Consider the following 16,843-nt stretch of genomic DNA (forward strand, 5'->3'; position numbering starts at 1 on the left):
TTCAATCATATGCGCCACGCGCTCACGGCCTTTCTGGCCGCTGTCAGCTTTTCGTCCATCGCCGTCGCCCAAACCCCGACTGCACCGCCGCTGGCTCAGCCGGCCATGGTGCAGCCCACGCCCACGCCGCAGAGCGAACTGCCTGGCCTGATCGCCAGGGACATGGAGGGGCTGATGACCCTCTATCGCGACCTGCACGCCAATCCCGAACTTTCGCTGCAGGAGGTGAACACCGCCGCCAAGCTGGCCAAGCGCCTGAAAGCGATGAAGTTTGACGTGACCGAGAAGGTCGGCGGCACCGGCGTCGTCGCGGTGATGAAGAATGGCTCGGGCCCTGTCCTCCTCATCCGCGCCGACATGGACGGCCTGCCGGTGGTCGAGCAGACCGGCCTCGACTTCGCGTCCAAGGTCCGCACCAAGACGCCCGAGGGGGTCGAGACCGGCGTGATGCACGCCTGCGGCCATGACACCCACATGACCGCCTTCATCGAGACCGCCAAGCTGCTGTCCAGCCAGAAGGACAAGTGGAAGGGCACGCTGGTGATGATCCTCCAGCCGGCCGAGGAAGTGGGCAAGGGCGCGCGCGACATGCTGGAGGACGGGCTCTACACCCGCTTCCCGCGCCCGACCCATGCCATCGCCTTCCATGACGCCGCCAATCTCCAGGCCGGCGTCGTCGGCTATACGCCGGGCTATGCTCTCGCCAATGTCGACAGCGTCGATATCGTGGTGAAGGGGCTGGGCGGCCATGGCGCCTATCCGCAGACGACCCGCGACCCGATCGTGCTGGGTTCGCGCATCGTCACCTCGCTGCAGACCCTGGTCAGCCGCGAACAGGATCCGCAGGATCCCGCCGTGGTGACCGTCGGCAGCTTCCAGGCTGGCGCCAAGCACAATATCATCCCCGACCAGGCGCTGCTGCTGTTGACCGTGCGCAGCTATTCGGACGAGACCCGCGCCAAGCTGATCAAGGGGATCGAGCGGATCGCCCGTGGCGAGGCGATTGCGGCGGGCGTGCCCGACGACAAGATGCCGGTCGTCAGCGTCAAGGACGAGTTTACCCCGTCCACCTACAACCCGCCCGAATTTGCAGAACAGATGGGCGCGCTGCTCAAGGGGCATTTCGCCGAGGGCCGCGTGGTCAAGACCCCGGCGGTGATGGGCGGCGAGGATTTCGGCCGCTTCTACCGCGCCGACAAGTCGATCAACAGCTTCATCTTCTGGGTCGGCGGCGTGCCGGCGGACAAGATAGCGGCAGCCGAGGCCGGCCAGATCACCCTGCCCTCGCTGCACAGTCCGTTCTGGGCGCCGGAGGCCGACAAGGTCATCGCCACCGCCAGCGAGGCGATGACCGTCCTCGCCATGGATATCCTGAAGAAGGATTGAGCTTATACGCTGACCGCGCAGCGGCGCCGATGAACCTCCATCAGCGCCAGCGCGGTCAGCGCCACGCCCAGCCCCAGGATCATGTCGACCAGATAATGGGTGCCCTCGACCGGGGTCGATAGCAGCATCGCCGCGTTGAGCGCGACAATCGGCCAGCGTAGCGCTGCGATCCGCCAGCCCGCCGCGATATACAGCACCGCCGCCGCGGTATGGAAGCTGGGCGCCGACACGATGCCGCGCAACTGCCCCAGGTCGATGGCATGGACCGCATGCGTCCGCAGCGCCGGGATCAGCCCCTGCTGCCACAGCTCGCTTTCGGGCATGTAGCGGATCGGTTCGTGCCACAGATAGGAGAATGGCCCAACCGCCGGCATCAGGCTGAACAGGATCAGGGTGATGACCGCCGCCAGCCAGAAAGTGGCGATGAAACGCCAGGCCCGTTCCTGCTCGCCCGCCCGCGCCATGCACCATAGCAGCAGCGCCGGCGTCACATAGATGCTGCGATAGGCGGCCGTTTCCAGGAATTGGAGTGTCCGGTGCGACGCCGTCAGCCGATACCAATGGAGCCAGTCGAACCCCAGTGCTTCGTCGATGCGCTGCAAGGTCGCGTCGGCATAGCCATGGGTGAGCGCCGCCACGGGATAGCTGGCCGCCGCGCCCATGACCGAGATCAGCGTGAACAGGCCGACATAGGTGGCAAATGGCGCCACTACCCCGGCATGGCGCCAGCCGCTGCGCGGCAGACCGAAGCGCAGCACCAGCAACAGCGCCGCCGCCGCGCCATAGGCGATGCTGCTCGGCTGCCAGAAATCGATGCGCAGGTCAGCCATGTCCAACAGCAGGGCGAGCAGCAGCATGCTCCCGCCCAGCGCCGCCAGAAAATGCCGCCGGATCGCCAATGGTCGCGTGACGATCGGCACCAGACGCACCGTCTGCGCGGCAACAGGCTCAGCCAGGGGCCAGGAGGTTTCGATCGACGGCATCACGCTTATGTCCGGGAAGAAAGGCCGAAATGCCGCCCATCCGCCTCCCGTGCTTAAGCTGCGATGAACCGTTGCGGAGCGCCCCCTGTCAGGGCTGCAACAGCCAGCCCGCGCCGCCGCCCAGCATTATGATCGCCGGCATGCTCCACCGCCCCTTGATCCGCCAGGCGCAGAGCGCGCCGACCAGCAGGATCAGGCCGGCGGCCCAGAGCCGCTCCGCCCGTATCGCCGCAGCCCAGCCCAGTTGCACCAGTGTCGCCGCGATCACCCCGACCACCGCTGCCGCGACCCCGGCGAGCAAATGATGGAGCGCCGGATTTTCGACCAGCGCCTCCAGTCGCTCATAGAAGATCAGGGAAAAGGCGAAGGCCGGCAGGAACATGCCCGCCGTGATCGCCAGCGCGCCGCCCAGGCCGCCGGCCATATAGCCGGCAAAGGTCGCGAAGATCACCAGCGGCGCGGGCAATATCCCCGCCAGCGCCACCCCGTCGAGGAACAGCCCGTCCGACAGCCAGCCACGCCCGACCGTATCCCCGCGCACATAGGGAATGGCGGTATAGGCGCCGCCAAAGGTCAGCAGCCCGCCCTTCAGCCCGGCAATGAACAACAGCAGCATGTCGGGACGCGCGGCGCCAGCCGCCATCGGGATCGGCGCGACCGCCACTGTTCCTTTGTGCAGCAACAGCGCCAGCATGACCGCCCCGACCAGCACCACGCCAATGACCATCGGCCGCGCGCGAAAGCCATAGACCAGCCCCGCCGCCAGCAGCGGAATCCAGAAAGGCGTGCCCAGCAAAGTCGCGGCAAAGGCGCCGATCGCCAGTGCCCAGAGCAGCCGGTCCTCCAGCACATGGCCGCCGATCCGCTGCACCGCGCGCGCGATGATCGCCAGCACCACCAGCTGGATGCCGAACAGTACCGGCAGCGCCCAGCCCGCGCCGGCAATCCAGTCGCGATAGAGCCAGGCGGCGACCAGCATCAGCAGCAGACCGGGCAGCATGAAGCCCAGCCCCGCCAGCAGCCCGCCGATCCGCCCGCGCGCCATCATCCCCATATGGACGCACAATTCATGCGCCTCCGGCCCCGGCAATATCTGCATCACCGCCAGCAAGCGGTTGAAGCGCGGCCCGGACAGCCAGCGCTCCTCCTCGACCAAGGTCTGGCGCAACATCGCGATCTGCGCGACCGGCCCGCCAAAGGCCAGGCAGCCAAAGCGCAGGAATTTCAGGAACAGCGGGAAAAGGCGGATCGGCGGTGGACCATCATCCAGTGTCGTCATCGTCATCGGCTCCTGCCGCAGGCGCGGCTCATGGAGCGGAACTTGGACGATCATCGCCTGAACGGGCGCCCGCACGGCCCGTTGGCGCGCATCATAGCATCGCGCGCCGCGAAGAAAAGAGGCGGCGCAACAGGATGGGGCGGCCGTTCAGCCGCCCCTCTCGAATGGCCGATCAGGCGCCGAAACCGCCGTCGATCGTGTGCATGGCGCCGGTGATGATGCCGGCTTCCGGCCCCGCCAGATAGGCGGCCAGCCCGGCGATTTCCTCGCCCGTGGCATGGCGCTTGATCGCCATGAAGCCGTGCATGGTGGCGCTCATCGGGCCATCGGCCGGGTTCATGTCGGTATTGGTCGGGCCGGGCTGGATGATGTTGACGGTGATGCCGCGCGCGCCGAAGTCGCGGGCGAGACCTCGGGCCATGCCCTGCAGCGCCGACTTGGTCAGCGCATAGGCCGCGCCGCCCTCGAACGGCATGCGGTCGCCATTGACCGAACCGATGACGATGATGCGGCCGCCATCGTTCATCTGCCGGGCCGCCTCGACCGCCGCATGATAGGGCGCGCGGACATTGATATCGATCATCCGGTCGACCGCATCGGCGTCCAGCGTCAGCGGATCGCCCAGCACCAGCGTGCCGGCATTGACGACCAGTATGTCGAGCGCGCCCTCGCCCGCCACCACGTCGATCACCGCCTGGCGATCGGCCGCATCGGAGCGGATGGCACGGGCGCCGACATCGGCAGCAAGCGCGGTGGCGGCATCCTGCGACCCGGCATAGGTGAAGGCGACATCGGCGCCGTCACCGGCGAAGCGCCGCACGATCGCGGCACCGATACCCCGGCTGCCGCCGAGGACGAGGACTTTCTTGGCAGTGAAATCGGTCATGGGACAATTCCTTGCTAAATTTGTAATGATCGCTATATAAATCACCGATCGCGCCCGTCAAGGATTTTTGTAATGACCATTAAAGAAAAAGCCAAGAGCCGGGGCCGCCCGCGTTCCTTCGACGAGGATGCCGCCCTTTCTGCGGCGCAGGCGCTGTTTCATCAACTTGGCTATGATGGCGTCGGCGTCGCCGCGCTGGCGCAGGCGATGGGGATCAATCCGCCCAGCCTCTATGCCGCTTTCGGTGACAAGGCAGCCCTGTTCGACCGGGTGCTGGCGCGCTACGCCCGCAATGCCCTGCCGGTGGACGATATCCTTGTGCCCGGCACGCCGCCGGCCGCCGCACTTACCGAATTGCTGCGCACCGCCGCGCGCATCTATGCCGCCGACCCGGCCGCGCCGGGCTGCATGGTGCTGGAGGCAGCACGCGGCGCCGACGCCACCGCCGCCGCCCAGGCGCGCTGCTGGAAGGACAGGAGCGTCGATCGGGTCCGCGACTATCTGGCCCCCGGCCATCCCGACCAGGCACTGCCGGTCGCCGATTATATGGTGGCGGTCATGTCCGGCCTGTCGTCCGATGCCCGCGACGGCAAGCCGATCGAACGGCTGCTCGCCACCGCCAACATGGCCGGGCTCGCGCTGGAAGCCACGTTAGGCACCAACTGACCTATTTTTGAATGCGGCCTTTTCCGAGCCGCTGACCGCATAACGGTCAGCTCGAAAAGGCTCTATTGCGGCCGATGCCCCTTGCGCCATTTGGTCAGCAGATGGCGCGCCAGCATCAGCGGCGGCATGCGCAGCCAGTGCGACCGCACGAAGAAGGCGAAGACCAGCGCTTTGCGCGTCTCCTGCCCCCAGCCGTTGCGCGCCAGCAACCGCGCCCGCACCAGCCGGTCCCACAGGGTCAGGCGTCCGCCTGTGCCATAGATCGCCGCTGCCAGTCGCTGCGCCTGCCGCACATGGGGAGTGATGCCGTGCCGCGCCGCCCGCACTTTCAACGCCTCGGGATCGACATCAGCCAGCAGACAGTGAATGTCCCACAGGTTGCGTAGACCGCCCTGCAAGTCGCCGTCCGCCAGCAGATGGGCGACCGCATGACAGACCCGGTCCTCTGCCGACAGCATATATAATCCATCAGTTATCAAAACCGCATCCGCCATCATCGCTGCCGCATCCGGCGTCGGCCGCGCGGTCAACGGCAACACGGTATGATGCACATCGATCATCCGGTCGCGCTCGGTGTGGATCATCGGCGGCAGTTCATGCATCCACCGCCGATAATAGGCGTCGTCATAGGGGTCTTCCTTGACCCATTCCCAGCCGGCCGCGATCAGCGCATCGGCCGCCGCATCGATCCGGTCGCGCGGCACCAATATGTCGAGATCGCCGATGAAGCGCCCCCACCCCGCCGGCAGGCCCGCCGCCGCATAGGCCGTGCCTTTGAGCAGGATCACCGGCAGGCCGATCGGCGCCAGTGCCGCCCGGGCCCGGTCCGCCTCCCACACCGCCTGCTGCGCCTCGCGCGCGGCATCTTCCTTCGCGTCCGCCAGGATCGGCCGCACCGCATCGGGCACGGCCTGCCCCTCCAACCGGAAGGCCAATGTCCCGATCAGTCGCTCCGCCCGTGCCATCGCGATCAGGCTGTTCCAGCCGGCCGCGTCCAGCCCGGCCGTCGTCGCCGGATCGCGCAGCGCCCCGACCAGCAGTGCCGCGCTCATGCGATCTCGCTCCACAGCCGGTCGACCATGGCGATCGCCGCCTCGCCCGAGGGGAAGTCGATCGCCCGCGCCGGCACCTGCGCCACGAAGCGCGTCAGCGCAGCAAAGGCCGGTTCGCCCAGCGCGACATAATTGGTCGACGCCTGGGTCAGGCGCATGAACACTTCCCCCCGCCCCACCGGCCGTTCCGCCGGCCCGGAGCCAAAGCGCGGGAACAGCAGCAGCGCCGGCATCCCGCCCTCACCCATCCGCGCCACCGCGTCGGCGCGCGGCACCATATGGCGGATGTCGCCCTTGGCCGTCGCGCCCAGCAGCGGCCCCATGCGCGCACCCGGCACCTCGCCCGCGATCACCTCGATCGCCTTGTTCTTGAGCGACACCAGCCGGGGAAAGGGCAATATCGCCCCGCTGTCGAGATCCAGCAGCGCAAACTCGTCGCCCATCAGCCGCCAGCCGCGTTCGCCCAGCTGCGCCGCCAGCGTCGACTTGCCCGATCCGGACTCGCCGGTCATCACCAGCACCCGCCCGTCCTTCTCGACACTCGACGCATGGAGCAGCAGATGTCGGCGCCAGCCCAGCGCCATCTGCAGGTTCATCCCCATTTCCGCTGCCAGCAACCCATGCGCCAGGCTCATCGGCGCCGCGTCGGCCAGCCCATGGTCGCCGGTGATGAAGATGGACGGGCGTACCCAGCGCCGGACCGCGCTGGTCGGCTGCAACCGCACGGTGAAATCGGCGATCGCGCCACCGACGTCGGGATAATCGGCATAGAGCCGCTTCAGCTGGTCGATCGGCTGTGCCCAGGCGGAACCGATGCGGAAGGTCGCCGGGCCGATGCGCAGGGTCAGGCTGTGCCTCATGCCGGGCGCACCAGCCCGATCCGGTCGAGATAGGCGAGATGCTGGCCGATCTCGCCCACCACATCGCCCTCGCCCAGATCATAGAGCAGGGCCAGCCGATCGCGCAGCATCGCCGCGCTCGCCGGCAGGCCGTCGGCCATGGCGTCCAATATCTCGGGCACCGGGCTGATCACCATATGGGTCTGGCCCGACGGGCGATGATAGAGCAGGACGATATCATCCAGCGGCCGGACGATGATCGCCTCCGCCCCTTCTCGACGATAAACTTCTTCCCTGACCACGCGTCCGGCACCTCCATGGCTCCCCTCTTGCCCTAAAGCCAAAAGGGTAGCCAAGTGCCTAACGCATCAGGGAAAGGCCTGCAGCGCCACGCCGACCGGCAGCTCGCGCGCGCCGACCGTCATCAGCGCGCGCATATAGGTGTCGAGCGCCCGGTCCAGCCCATGTTCGCGCACCGCCTGCGCCAGCTGCTCGGGCGGCGCGGGATGGGCTAGCGCCCATTCGATCGCACGGGCAAAGCCATCGACATGGCCGATCGGCACCGGCGGATGCTGGCCGGCGGCAGCCAGCAGCGGATGGATATTGCGGGTGCAATCGGTCGCCACCACGCCCGCGCCACAGCCCAGCGCCTCGATCATCGTGCCGGCCAGCCCTTCCCAGCAGGACGGCTGCAACAGCAGGTCCGCCTCGGCAAACAGGCTGGCCATGCGGTGCGGACAATCGACGAAGCCCAGAAACTCGACCCGGTCCGACAGGCCCAACCGCGTGCATTGCGCCTCCAACTGGGCGCGCAGCGGCCCCTGCCCGACGATGCGCAGCCGCCAGTCGCGATTCCGCAATTGCGCCAGCGCGGCCAGCGCGGTCGCCTGGTCCTTCTGCGGCGCCAGCCGCCCGACCATCAGCAATTGCGCCGGGCGCTGCGGGCAACAAGCGGTGCCGCGATCGTTGCACGCCTGTTCCATCAGCCGGGTGACGGTGGGACGCGGCATCAGCCGCACGTCGCGACCGCCAAGCGGCCCCTCCTCGGCCAGCAATTGCCGATCGGTCTCACCCATGACGATGGTCATGCTGCAGGCCCTGGCAATTGCGCGAAACCGGGTCTTGCGCGCCCAGGCGGACAGGCCCTGCTGTCCCGGCCGGACGATCGGGTTGGAAATGCGGCCGACCGCACGGGTCTGCGTGCCCAGCGTCGCGGCGGCAACCAGCATGTTGCTCTGGTTGCCGGCCGAATAGACGACATCGGGCCGATGGCGACGCACCATCGCCGCCAGCGGCAGGAATTGCGCGATCATCGACAGCCGCCGGGCCCAGCGCGGCGCACAGACACGGCGCACCGTCAGCGCCGGGTCGATCATCCCGGCCAGCGGCCCGTCCAGATGCGCCAGCCACAGTTCGACCCGCAGCCCGCGCCGGTGGAGATGATTGGCAAGCTGGATCGCGACCCGGTCAAGCCCCCCGTCACCGGGGCGATAGAGATAGACGACCGCGAATGGAGAATGTGCCGCCACCTGGCGTGCATGGAACATGGTGTCGCCCTTGCGCTCGACGGAAATGTCGATGCTTCGACGCCGTCAACGCGGGCGACCCGTAATCGGTTCTTTCAGTTCAACCCGGCTTTGGGGCTTAACGCGGCATTTGCAGCGATGCGAAACAGGTAAAGCCGCTCTGTCCCGACTGGAGGCGGCGAATATAGTTCAGATAGGCCTGGTTCTGTTCATAGCTGGTGCCCGGCAGCGGCCGGCCGCGCAATGCCTGCTTGACCTGCTCGCCGGTATAGGTGCGCCCGCTCGCCGGATAGGCGCCCGGCGTTCCCGCCGGCACCATCTGGCCATTGGGGGCGATATAATTGCCCGACCGCGACGGATCGGGCACCGGAATGGTGCAGTTGAGAACAGACGCCGCCGTATTGGCCAGCGCCGGGCGGATCGACACGATCGCCGATGCCGCGACCGCGCCGCCCATCAGCAACTGGCGCCGCGAAGGGACGGCCAGATCGGGCGCAACGGCTTCGTTCGTCGCCTTTTCAGGCTCCACGCTTTCCGGTCCGGGGATGGGCTCGCTCATGTCACAATGTTCCGCTATCGCGCTTGCCAAAGCGTAAATATTGGGCGCTATTGATCACAGCCATCGCAGCAAATGCGCGAAGAATCCAGCGCGGTAACCATGAATCGACTGACAATTTCTCAGATTACGGCCTCGCTGGCCGTGCTTTTGCTGGGCACGGGCGGTGCCCTGATTCTCGGCGGATCGCCGCTCGCCATCGCCCTGCCGGTGCTCGCCGGCCTGATCGTGCTGGTCATCACGGCCGAAGGCGTGCCGGTCGGCCGCGACGTGCCGACGATCGCGCTCGATGCGCCCGACCTGTTCGCCCATCCCGATTTTCCCGGCCTGCTGGAAGCCATTTCCGATCCGCTGATGCTGGTCGAGCGGGGCCGCATCGTCCATGCCAACCAGGCCGCCAAACGCCTGCTCGGCAGCCATATCGAGGGGGAGGATGCGCGCATCGCGATCCGCCACCCCGCCGCCGCCGAGCGACTGGCCAGCGTTGCCCCACTCGCCGAACCGGTGATGATCGAACTGGTGGGCCTGGGCACGCGCGAACAGCGCTGGCAGATGCGCATCGCTTCGGTCGGGGCGGTCGGCGACATGCGCCGGCTCGTCCATCTGGTCGACCATAGCGGCACCTATGCGGCCGAGCGGATGCGCGTCGATTTCGTCGCCAATGCCAGCCATGAACTGCGCACCCCGCTGGCCGGCATATTGGGCTTCATCGAGACGCTGGCCGACCCGGAACTGGGCAAGGATGTCGAAACCCGCAAGCGCTTCCTCAAGATCATGGACGGCGAAGCGCGCCGGATGCAGCGGCTGATCGACGATCTCATCTCATTGAGCCGGATCGAGGCGGAGAAATATCGCCTGCCCGAAGCCGCCGTCGACCTGTCGGAACTGACCGCCGAAGTGGTCGGCGTGTTCCGCACCAGCAATGGCGATCGCGGCCGCGAGGTGGAGATGGAGATCACCCCCGGCCTGCCCGCGATCCAGGGCGACCGCGCCCAGCTGTCGCAGCTCATCCACAATCTCGTCGGCAATTCGGTCAAATATGGCCGCCCCGGCACGCCGATCCATGTCACCCTGGGCGAAGGGCCCAGCGGCATGGTGCGCCTGTCGGTCGCGGACGAAGGCGAAGGCATCGGCCCCGATCACCTCCCTCGCCTGACCGAACGATTCTATCGCGTCGATTCGGGCCGCAGCCGGGCAATGGGCGGCACGGGTCTGGGCCTGGCCATCGTCAAACATATTGTCGAACGGCATCGTGGCCGGCTGGATATTTCCAGCGTCCTTGGAAAAGGCACCAATGTCAGCATCTTGCTACCCGGCGCCCCGGCCGACGACACGGCGACCAAGACGAGGGCGTAAGAAAATTTCACGCCGAAGACGCGATCCGGCCCCTATGTCATGAAAATGCAATCTGACTGTCACAAAGGCGCGATGGTCCGCGGCTAGGCGCCTCCCTGAGGGGCGCGACATTGCGAATCGCGGCCTGTTAGTTGGAGGTTTCCGTGAAGCAATTCGCCCTTTTCGCCGCGACCGCTGTGGCCGCTCTTTCGCTTGCCGGCTGCGGCGACCAGTCGGGCGGCGGCGCTGGCGCGACCCGTGACCAGATCCGCGCGGTCGGTTCCTCCACCGTCTATCCCTTTGCCACCGCGGTCGCCGAACTGTTCGTGCAGGGCAATCCCGGCATGAAGTCGCCGATCATCGAATCGACCGGCACCGGCGGCGGCATGAAGCTGTTCTGCGCCGGCGTCGGCGCCCAGCATCCCGACATTGCCGACGCCTCGCGCCGCATGAAGAAGGCCGAGTTCGATCAGTGCCAGAGCAATGGCGTGAAGGACATCATCGAGATTCAGGTCGGCGTCGACGGCCTTGCCTTCGCTGAGAGCAAGCAGGGCCCCGGCCTCAAGCTCACCCCCAAGATCGTCTATGAGGCGCTGGCCGCCAATCCCTATGGCAAGGGTCCGAACAAGGCCCAGACCTGGAAGGATGTCGACCCCAGCCTGCCCGCGATCGCCATCTCCGTCTTCGGTCCGCCCTCGACCAGCGGCACGCGCGACTCGCTCGCCGAACTGATCCTGACCAAGGGTTGCGAGACCGACCCGGCGATGGAAGAACTCAAGAAGAAGAGCGAGGACGAGTTCAAGGCCACCTGCACCCGCGTGCGCGAGGATGGCAAATATGTGGACTCGGGCGAGAATGACAATCTGATCGTCCAGAAGCTGGGTGCCAACCCGAACGCCGTCGGCGTCTTTGGCTACAGCTTTCTGGAAGAGAATAAGGACACGCTGAAGGACGTGCCGATCAACGGCATCGAAGCCAGCTACGAGACCGTCTCGACCGGCCAATATCCCGGCGCCCGCCCGCTCTACATCTATGTGAAGAAGGCGCATATGCAGGCGATCCGTGGCCTGCAGGGCTTCCTCGACACCTTCGCCGCCAACTGGAACCCCGACGGCGCGCTGACCAAGCGTGGCATGGTCGCGGCGCCGGAAGACGTGCGCAAGAAGAGCGCGGAAGTCGTCAAGTCGCTCAGCGTTCTCGACGGTTCGCAGCTGAAGTAAGGGCATCATGACCGGTCCTGCAATCCTCCTGCTGCTGGCGGGCCTAGGCGCGATCGCCTGGGTCAGCGCCCGCGCCCGTGCGCTGCGCCTTGCCGGCGTGGCGCGCGCCAGCGGCCGCCGCGACGCGGTACACAGCCTGCCCGGCTATCATGGCTGGTATGTCGCGCTGTGGACGCTGATCCCCGCCGGCATCTTCCTGGCGGTATGGGCCAATGTCTCGCCCGGCCTCGTCACCCAGTCGGTCCTGGCCGACCCGGCGGCGCAGAGCCTGCCGATGGACGGCTTCTCCCGCTCCGCCATCCTGGGCGAGGCACGGGCGATCGCCACCGGCGCGCAGGCCGGCGCCTTCAACCCGGCCGCCAACGCGCTGGTCGAACCCTATCGCACCGCGCTCAGCCATTATGGCATTGCCGGCGCGGTGCTGGCGCTGGTGCTCGCCTTTGCCGGCGGCGCCTATGCCTTCACCCGCGTCCGTCCGGACTTCCGCGCCCGCACACGGGTCGAGCGACTGGTCATGGCAACGCTGCTGATCGCCTCGCTGATCGCGATCATCACCACGCTCGGCATCGTCGCCTCGCTCTTGTGGGAAAGCTTCCGCTTCTTCTCGATGGTGAACCCGATCGACTTCCTGTTCGGCACCAAATGGAGCCCGCAGTCGGCCGCCATGGGTTATGGCAATGAGGACGCGTTCGGCGCGGTGCCGCTCTTCTGGGGCACGATCTTCATCGGCGCGATCATCGCCATGATCGTCGCCATCCCGCTCGGCCTGATGAGCGCCATCTACCTCACCCAATATGCCAGCCCCACGGTGCGCAAGTGGATGAAGCCGACGCTGGAGATGCTCGCGGGCGTGCCCACGGTCGTCTATGGCTATTTCGCCGCGCTCACCATCGCCCCCGCCCTGCGCGATTTTGCGGTGATGATCGGCATCCATGGTGCCTCTTCGGAAAGCGCGCTGGCCGCCGGCCTCGTCATGGGCGTGATGATCATCCCGTTCGTCTCCTCCATGGCCGATGACAGCATCGCCGCCGTGCCGCAGTCGATGCGCGACGGCAGCCTGGCGATGGGCGCCACCACCAGCGAGACGATCAGCCGCGTGCTGATTCCCGCCGCCCTGCCCGGCGTCGTCGGCGGCGTGCTGCTCGCCGTCAGCCGCGCCATCGGCGAGACGATGATCGTGGTGATGGCCGCCGGTCTGGCTGCCAACCTCACCCTCAACCCCTTCGCCAGCGTGACCACGGTGACGACCCAGATCGTCCAGTTGCTGACCGGCGACCAGGAATTTGACAGCGCCAAGACGCTTGCCGCCTTCGCGCTCGGCCTGGTGCTGTTCATCGTCACCCTGCTGCTCAACATCGTGGCCCTGCGGGTCGTGAAGAAATATCGCGAGGCTTACGAATGAGCCCGGCTATCCAAAATCCGTTCGGGCTGAGCCTGTCGAAGCCCATCACTGAGCGAAGCGAAGTGGCTTCGCTACGCTCAGCCCTGCCCTTCGACTTCGCTCAGGGCGAACGGGGAATGAAACGATGAGTGCCAAGAACCCCACCGACTGGAAGTCGGACGCCATGCGCAAACGGATCGCCCGGCGCTATGCCGCCGAGCGCCGCTTCAAGGCCGCCGGCATGGCCGCCGTGCTGCTCAGCGCCGCCTTCCTCGCCTTCCTGCTCTTCACCATGGTCGGCAATGGCATGCGCGGTTTCACCCGCACGGAAATCGCCCTCAAGGTCGATTTCCTGGCCTCGCCGCTGCTGCTCGATCCGGCCAACATCACCGACGAGGCACTGGCCAACGCCAATCTGCCGATGGTGACCAGCGCCGTCGCGCAGAAGGCATTGGGCAAGGATGCCGACGCGATGATCTCGCCCAGCGCCTGGATTGCCATCCGCGACGCGATCAAGGCCGATCCCAAGATCCTGGGCCGTACCGAAACGATCGACGTGCCCGCCGCAACCGCGATCGACCTCGCCGCCAAGAGCAAGGGATCGCCCGAAGCCGAGGCGCAGGTCGCGCGCCTGCGTCAGGCCGGCCTGCTCGCCACCGGCATCAACTGGGGCTTCCTGACCGCCAGCGACGGCACCGATCCGACCCAAGTCGGCATCTGGGGCGCGTTCAAGGGGTCGCTGCTGACCATGTTGGTGACGCTGGTGCTCAGCTTCCCGATCGGCGTCGCCACGGCGCTCTATCTGGAGGAATATGCCCGCAAGAGCTGGTGGACCGACATCATCGAGGTGTCGATCAACAATCTGGCGGCCGTGCCCTCGATCATCTTCGGCCTGCTCGGCCTGTCGATCTTCCTCAATCTGCTGCACCTCCCCCGTTCGGCCGCGCTGGTCGGCGGCATGACCCTGGCGCTGATGACCATGCCGGTCATCGTCATCGCCGGCCGCAACGCGATCAAGTCGGTGCCGCCCAGCATCCGCGACGCCGCGCTCGGCATCGGCGCCTCGCCGGTCCAGGTCGTGTTCCAGCATGTTCTGCCGCTGGCCCTGCCCGGCATCCTCACCGGCACGATCATCGGCATGGCCCGCGCGCTCGGCGAAACCGCGCCGCTGCTGATGATCGGCATGCGGGCCTTCATCGCCACGCCGCCCGGCGGCATTGTCGATCCGGCCACCGTCCTGCCGGTGCAGATCTTCCTCTGGTCCGATGAAGTCTCGAAGGGCTTCGTCGAAAAGACCTCGGCCGCCATCATCGTCCTGCTGGCCTTCCTGCTCGCGATGAACGGCCTCGCCATCTACCTGCGCAACAAGTTTGAAAAACGGTGGTAATCACACCCATGACCGAAGAACAGCAAAGCCTGGCCGTGGCCAATCCGAAGATGACGGCCCGTGACGTCAAGGTCTTCTATGGCGAGAAACAGGCGATCAAGGGCGTGTCGATCGATGTCGACATGGACCATGTCACCGCCTTCATCGGCCCGTCGGGCTGCGGCAAGTCGACCTTCCTGCGGACCTTGAACCGCATGAACGACACCGTCGCCTCGGCGCGGGTCGAAGGCACGATCACGCTCGACGGCGAAGATATCTACGCCCCCTCGATGGACGTGGTGCAGTTGCGCGCGCGGGTCGGCATGGTGTTCCAGAAGCCCAACCCCTTCCCCAAGTCGATCTACGAAAATATCGCCTATGGCCCCCGCATCCACGGCCTCGCCGCGGGCAAGGCGGACATGGACGTGATCGTCGAAAAGTCGCTGCGTCGCGCCGGCCTGTGGGACGAGGTCAAGGATCGCCTCAATGACAGCGGCACCGCTTTGTCGGGCGGTCAGCAGCAGCGTCTGTGCATCGGCCGCGCCATCGCGGTCGAACCCGAAGTCATCCTGATGGACGAACCCTGCTCGGCGCTCGACCCGATCGCCACCGCCAAGATCGAGGAACTGATCCACGAACTGCGCGGCCGCTATGGCATCGTCATCGTCACCCACAACATGCAGCAGGCCGCGCGCGTGTCGCAGCGCACCGCCTTCTTCCACCTGGGCGAACTGGTCGAATATGGCGTGACGAGCGACATCTTCACCAACCCGCGCCAGGAGCGGACCAAGGACTATATCACCGGGCGCTACGGCTGATCCCGCGCGCTTTCGAGCCAGATGCTTGCATCTGGCGGCTTGGAAAGCGCGCCACTTGAGATTCCGGCATCGATCCCTGCAGGATCGATGCCTGCGGAGAGAAGAAACATGGCTGAACATACGATCAAGGCATTTGATGAGGAAATCGACCGGCTGCGCGGCCTGATCGCCGAAATGGGCGGTCGCGCCGAAGCGGCGATCGAGAATGCGATGCTGGCGCTCCAGCGCCAGGACCAGCGCCTCGCCGCCGAAGTCGTCGCCGACGACAAGCGCATCGACGCGCTGGAAGCGGAAGTCGAGAAGCTGGTGGTGCAGATCATCGCCCTGCGCGCGCCCATGGCCAACGACCTGCGCGACGTGATCGCCGCCTTGAAGATCGTCAGCGTGGTCGAGCGGATCGGCGACTATGCCAAGAATATCGCCAAGCGCGTGCCGCTGATCGCCGCCAACCAGCATAAGCTGGAACCGGTGTCGCTGCTGCCCTCCATGGGCCAGGTCGCGGCCGAGATGGTGCATGACGTGCTCAACGCCTTCGCCGCGCGCGACGCCGAACTGGCGCTGGCGGTGGTGGAGCGCGACCAGGTGGTCGACGATTTCTACGACAGCGTGTTCCGCACCCTGGTGACCTATATGGTCGAAAATCCCAAGACGATCAGCGAGTGCGCGCACCTGCTGTTCATCGCCAAGAATATCGAACGCATCGGCGACCATGCGACCAATGTCGCGGAAATGGTCTATTATGCCGCAACGGGCCAGACCCTGCCCGAACGCGAACGCGGCGGCACCCAGCAGCAGGAGAATTGAGGCATGGCGCGGGCGAAGATGCTGTTGGTGGAGGATGACGCGGCGCTCGCCGAACTGCTCATCTGGCATTTCAAGCGTGAGGATTTCGAGGTCGCCCATACCGTCGATGGCGAGGAAGCGCTGCTGATGGCGCAGGAAAACACGCCCGACATCGTCCTGCTCGACTGGATGGTCGAAAGCCTGTCGGGGATCGAGGTCTGCCGTCGCCTGCGCCGCATGAACGGCACCGCCAATGTGCCGATCATCATGCTGACCGCGCGCGGCGAGGAAGAGGATCGCGTCCGCGGCCTGGAAACCGGCGCCGACGATTATGTCACCAAGCCCTTCTCGCCCCGCGAGCTGGTCGCCCGCGTCGGCGCGGTGCTGCGCCGCGTCCGCCCGGCGCTGGCCGGCGAGACGCTGACCTTCGCCGATGTCGAGATGGACACGGTTGGCCACAAGGTCCGGCGCGGCGGCCAGGTCATCCCGCTCGGCCCCACCGAATTCCGTCTCCTGAAGCATTTCCTGGAGCATCCCGGCTGGGTCTTCTCGCGCGAACGCCTGCTCGACAGCGTCTGGGGCCAGGACAGCGACATCGAACTGCGTACCGTCGACGTCCATATCCGCCGCCTGCGCAAGGCGATCAATGTCGATGGCCGCCACGACATCATCCGCACCGTCCGCTCGGCCGGCTATGCGTTGGACACCGACGGCCTGAACTGATCGTCGCCCCGCACATGCGGACAAGAAAAAACCTCCCCGGCACA

Annotated in this window: 17 protein-coding genes; 9 read left to right on the plus strand and 8 right to left on the minus strand. The window is 66.5% G+C overall.

The genetic code is table 11. The annotated features are described in order from the left end of the window. Positions 1-9 precede the first annotated feature (9 nt). Positions 10-1,386 (plus strand): amidohydrolase, encoded by a 1,377-nt coding sequence (locus HH800_RS16310; protein ID WP_169861704.1) that lies wholly within the window; start codon positions 10-12, stop codon positions 1,384-1,386. Positions 1,387-1,388: 2 nt separating this feature from the next. Here HH800_RS16310 and HH800_RS16315 read toward each other — a convergent pair whose 3' ends face one another. The 3 genes from HH800_RS16315 to bdcA all read right to left on the minus strand — a co-directional run bounded on the left by HH800_RS16315 (position 1,389) and on the right by bdcA (position 4,534). Beyond that, positions 1,389-2,369 carry a phosphatase PAP2 family protein gene (locus tag HH800_RS16315; protein WP_169861705.1) on the minus strand — a complete coding sequence of 327 codons (981 nt, stop codon included), beginning with the start codon at positions 2,367-2,369 and terminating at the stop codon, positions 1,389-1,391. 88 nt (positions 2,370-2,457) lie between these two features. Continuing rightward, positions 2,458-3,648: a chromate efflux transporter gene (gene chrA, locus HH800_RS16320; RefSeq protein ID WP_169861706.1), complete on the minus strand. Its 1,191-nt coding sequence runs from the start codon at positions 3,646-3,648 to the stop codon at positions 2,458-2,460. Between the two features lie 172 nt (positions 3,649-3,820). Beyond that, complete coding sequence (gene bdcA / locus HH800_RS16325; protein WP_099233386.1) at positions 3,821-4,534, minus strand: SDR family oxidoreductase; 714 nt, start codon at positions 4,532-4,534, stop codon at positions 3,821-3,823. Between the two features lie 72 nt (positions 4,535-4,606). On the opposite strand from bdcA, the gene HH800_RS16330 reads away from it, so the two are divergent. Then, the gene (locus tag HH800_RS16330) at positions 4,607-5,200 is read left to right on the plus strand and encodes a TetR/AcrR family transcriptional regulator (protein ID WP_169861707.1); all 594 of its coding nucleotides are present in this window, start codon (positions 4,607-4,609) and stop codon (positions 5,198-5,200) included. A gap of 62 nt (positions 5,201-5,262) precedes the next feature. Here HH800_RS16330 and HH800_RS16335 read toward each other — a convergent pair whose 3' ends face one another. The 5 genes from HH800_RS16335 to HH800_RS16355 all read right to left on the minus strand — a co-directional run bounded on the left by HH800_RS16335 (position 5,263) and on the right by HH800_RS16355 (position 9,176). Next, positions 5,263-6,252, minus strand: a complete 990-nt coding sequence (locus HH800_RS16335) for a nucleotidyltransferase family protein (RefSeq protein ID WP_169861708.1) — start codon at positions 6,250-6,252, stop codon at positions 5,263-5,265. After that, positions 6,249-7,112: an HprK-related kinase A gene (locus HH800_RS16340; protein WP_169861709.1), complete on the minus strand. Its 864-nt coding sequence runs from the start codon at positions 7,110-7,112 to the stop codon at positions 6,249-6,251. Before HH800_RS16340 ends, HH800_RS16335 begins: the two co-directional genes overlap by 4 nt. Then, positions 7,109-7,393 (minus strand): HPr-rel-A system PqqD family peptide chaperone, encoded by a 285-nt coding sequence (locus tag HH800_RS16345; RefSeq protein ID WP_004210877.1) that lies wholly within the window; start codon positions 7,391-7,393, stop codon positions 7,109-7,111. Before HH800_RS16345 ends, HH800_RS16340 begins: the two co-directional genes overlap by 4 nt. Before the next feature lie 66 nt (positions 7,394-7,459). Next, positions 7,460-8,638 carry a glycosyltransferase gene (locus HH800_RS16350; protein ID WP_169861710.1) on the minus strand — a complete coding sequence of 393 codons (1,179 nt, stop codon included), beginning with the start codon at positions 8,636-8,638 and terminating at the stop codon, positions 7,460-7,462. Between the two features lie 97 nt (positions 8,639-8,735). After that, positions 8,736-9,176 (minus strand): hypothetical protein, encoded by a 441-nt coding sequence (locus tag HH800_RS16355; RefSeq protein WP_169861711.1) that lies wholly within the window; start codon positions 9,174-9,176, stop codon positions 8,736-8,738. Positions 9,177-9,275: 99 nt separating this feature from the next. Between HH800_RS16355 and HH800_RS16360 the strand changes: the two genes are divergently transcribed. The 7 genes from HH800_RS16360 (at position 9,276) to phoB (ending at position 16,799) form a co-directional block, all read left to right on the plus strand. Next, the gene (locus tag HH800_RS16360) at positions 9,276-10,529 is read left to right on the plus strand and encodes an ATP-binding protein (RefSeq protein WP_159365431.1); all 1,254 of its coding nucleotides are present in this window, start codon (positions 9,276-9,278) and stop codon (positions 10,527-10,529) included. 143 nt (positions 10,530-10,672) lie between these two features. Next, positions 10,673-11,728 (plus strand): substrate-binding domain-containing protein, encoded by a 1,056-nt coding sequence (locus tag HH800_RS16365; RefSeq protein WP_017499005.1) that lies wholly within the window; start codon positions 10,673-10,675, stop codon positions 11,726-11,728. A 7-nt stretch (positions 11,729-11,735) separates the two neighbouring features. Next, a complete protein-coding gene (gene pstC, locus HH800_RS16370; protein ID WP_004210867.1) occupies positions 11,736-13,130 on the plus strand; it encodes a phosphate ABC transporter permease subunit PstC in 1,395 nt (464 codons plus the stop codon). Positions 13,131-13,254: 124 nt separating this feature from the next. Next, positions 13,255-14,496: a phosphate ABC transporter permease PstA gene (gene pstA / locus HH800_RS16375; protein WP_169861712.1), complete on the plus strand. Its 1,242-nt coding sequence runs from the start codon at positions 13,255-13,257 to the stop codon at positions 14,494-14,496. An 8-nt stretch (positions 14,497-14,504) separates the two neighbouring features. After that, positions 14,505-15,293 (plus strand): phosphate ABC transporter ATP-binding protein PstB, encoded by a 789-nt coding sequence (gene pstB / locus HH800_RS16380; protein ID WP_004210863.1) that lies wholly within the window; start codon positions 14,505-14,507, stop codon positions 15,291-15,293. 108 nt (positions 15,294-15,401) lie between these two features. Continuing rightward, positions 15,402-16,097, plus strand: a complete 696-nt coding sequence (phoU, locus tag HH800_RS16385) for a phosphate signaling complex protein PhoU (RefSeq protein ID WP_004210862.1) — start codon at positions 15,402-15,404, stop codon at positions 16,095-16,097. A 3-nt stretch (positions 16,098-16,100) separates the two neighbouring features. Beyond that, complete coding sequence (gene phoB / locus HH800_RS16390; RefSeq protein ID WP_004210860.1) at positions 16,101-16,799, plus strand: phosphate regulon transcriptional regulator PhoB; 699 nt, start codon at positions 16,101-16,103, stop codon at positions 16,797-16,799. Positions 16,800-16,843: the final 44 nt, after the last annotated feature.

Source organism: Sphingobium yanoikuyae (assembly GCF_013001025.1).
Classification (GTDB): domain Bacteria; phylum Pseudomonadota; class Alphaproteobacteria; order Sphingomonadales; family Sphingomonadaceae; genus Sphingobium; species Sphingobium yanoikuyae_A.

Excerpts from the sequence above, each read along its gene's own strand:
- HH800_RS16310 (WP_169861704.1), top strand. The coding sequence starts at position 10 with ATGCGCCACGCGCTCACGGCCTTTCTGGCCGCTGTCAGCTTTTCGTCC.
- HH800_RS16315 (WP_169861705.1), bottom strand. The coding sequence starts at position 2,369 with ATGCCGTCGATCGAAACCTCCTGGCCCCTGGCTGAGCCTGTTGCCGCG.
- chrA (WP_169861706.1), bottom strand. The coding sequence starts at position 3,648 with ATGACGACACTGGATGATGGTCCACCGCCGATCCGCCTTTTCCCGCTG.
- bdcA (WP_099233386.1), bottom strand. The coding sequence starts at position 4,534 with ATGACCGATTTCACTGCCAAGAAAGTCCTCGTCCTCGGCGGCAGCCGG.
- HH800_RS16330 (WP_169861707.1), top strand. The coding sequence starts at position 4,607 with ATGACCATTAAAGAAAAAGCCAAGAGCCGGGGCCGCCCGCGTTCCTTC.
- HH800_RS16335 (WP_169861708.1), bottom strand. The coding sequence starts at position 6,252 with ATGAGCGCGGCACTGCTGGTCGGGGCGCTGCGCGATCCGGCGACGACG.
- HH800_RS16340 (WP_169861709.1), bottom strand. The coding sequence starts at position 7,112 with ATGAGGCACAGCCTGACCCTGCGCATCGGCCCGGCGACCTTCCGCATC.
- HH800_RS16350 (WP_169861710.1), bottom strand. The coding sequence starts at position 8,638 with ATGTTCCATGCACGCCAGGTGGCGGCACATTCTCCATTCGCGGTCGTC.
- HH800_RS16355 (WP_169861711.1), bottom strand. The coding sequence starts at position 9,176 with ATGAGCGAGCCCATCCCCGGACCGGAAAGCGTGGAGCCTGAAAAGGCG.
- HH800_RS16360 (WP_159365431.1), top strand. The coding sequence starts at position 9,276 with ATGAATCGACTGACAATTTCTCAGATTACGGCCTCGCTGGCCGTGCTT.
- pstC (WP_004210867.1), top strand. The coding sequence starts at position 11,736 with ATGACCGGTCCTGCAATCCTCCTGCTGCTGGCGGGCCTAGGCGCGATC.
- pstA (WP_169861712.1), top strand. The coding sequence starts at position 13,255 with ATGAGTGCCAAGAACCCCACCGACTGGAAGTCGGACGCCATGCGCAAA.
- pstB (WP_004210863.1), top strand. The coding sequence starts at position 14,505 with ATGACCGAAGAACAGCAAAGCCTGGCCGTGGCCAATCCGAAGATGACG.
- phoU (WP_004210862.1), top strand. The coding sequence starts at position 15,402 with ATGGCTGAACATACGATCAAGGCATTTGATGAGGAAATCGACCGGCTG.
- phoB (WP_004210860.1), top strand. The coding sequence starts at position 16,101 with ATGGCGCGGGCGAAGATGCTGTTGGTGGAGGATGACGCGGCGCTCGCC.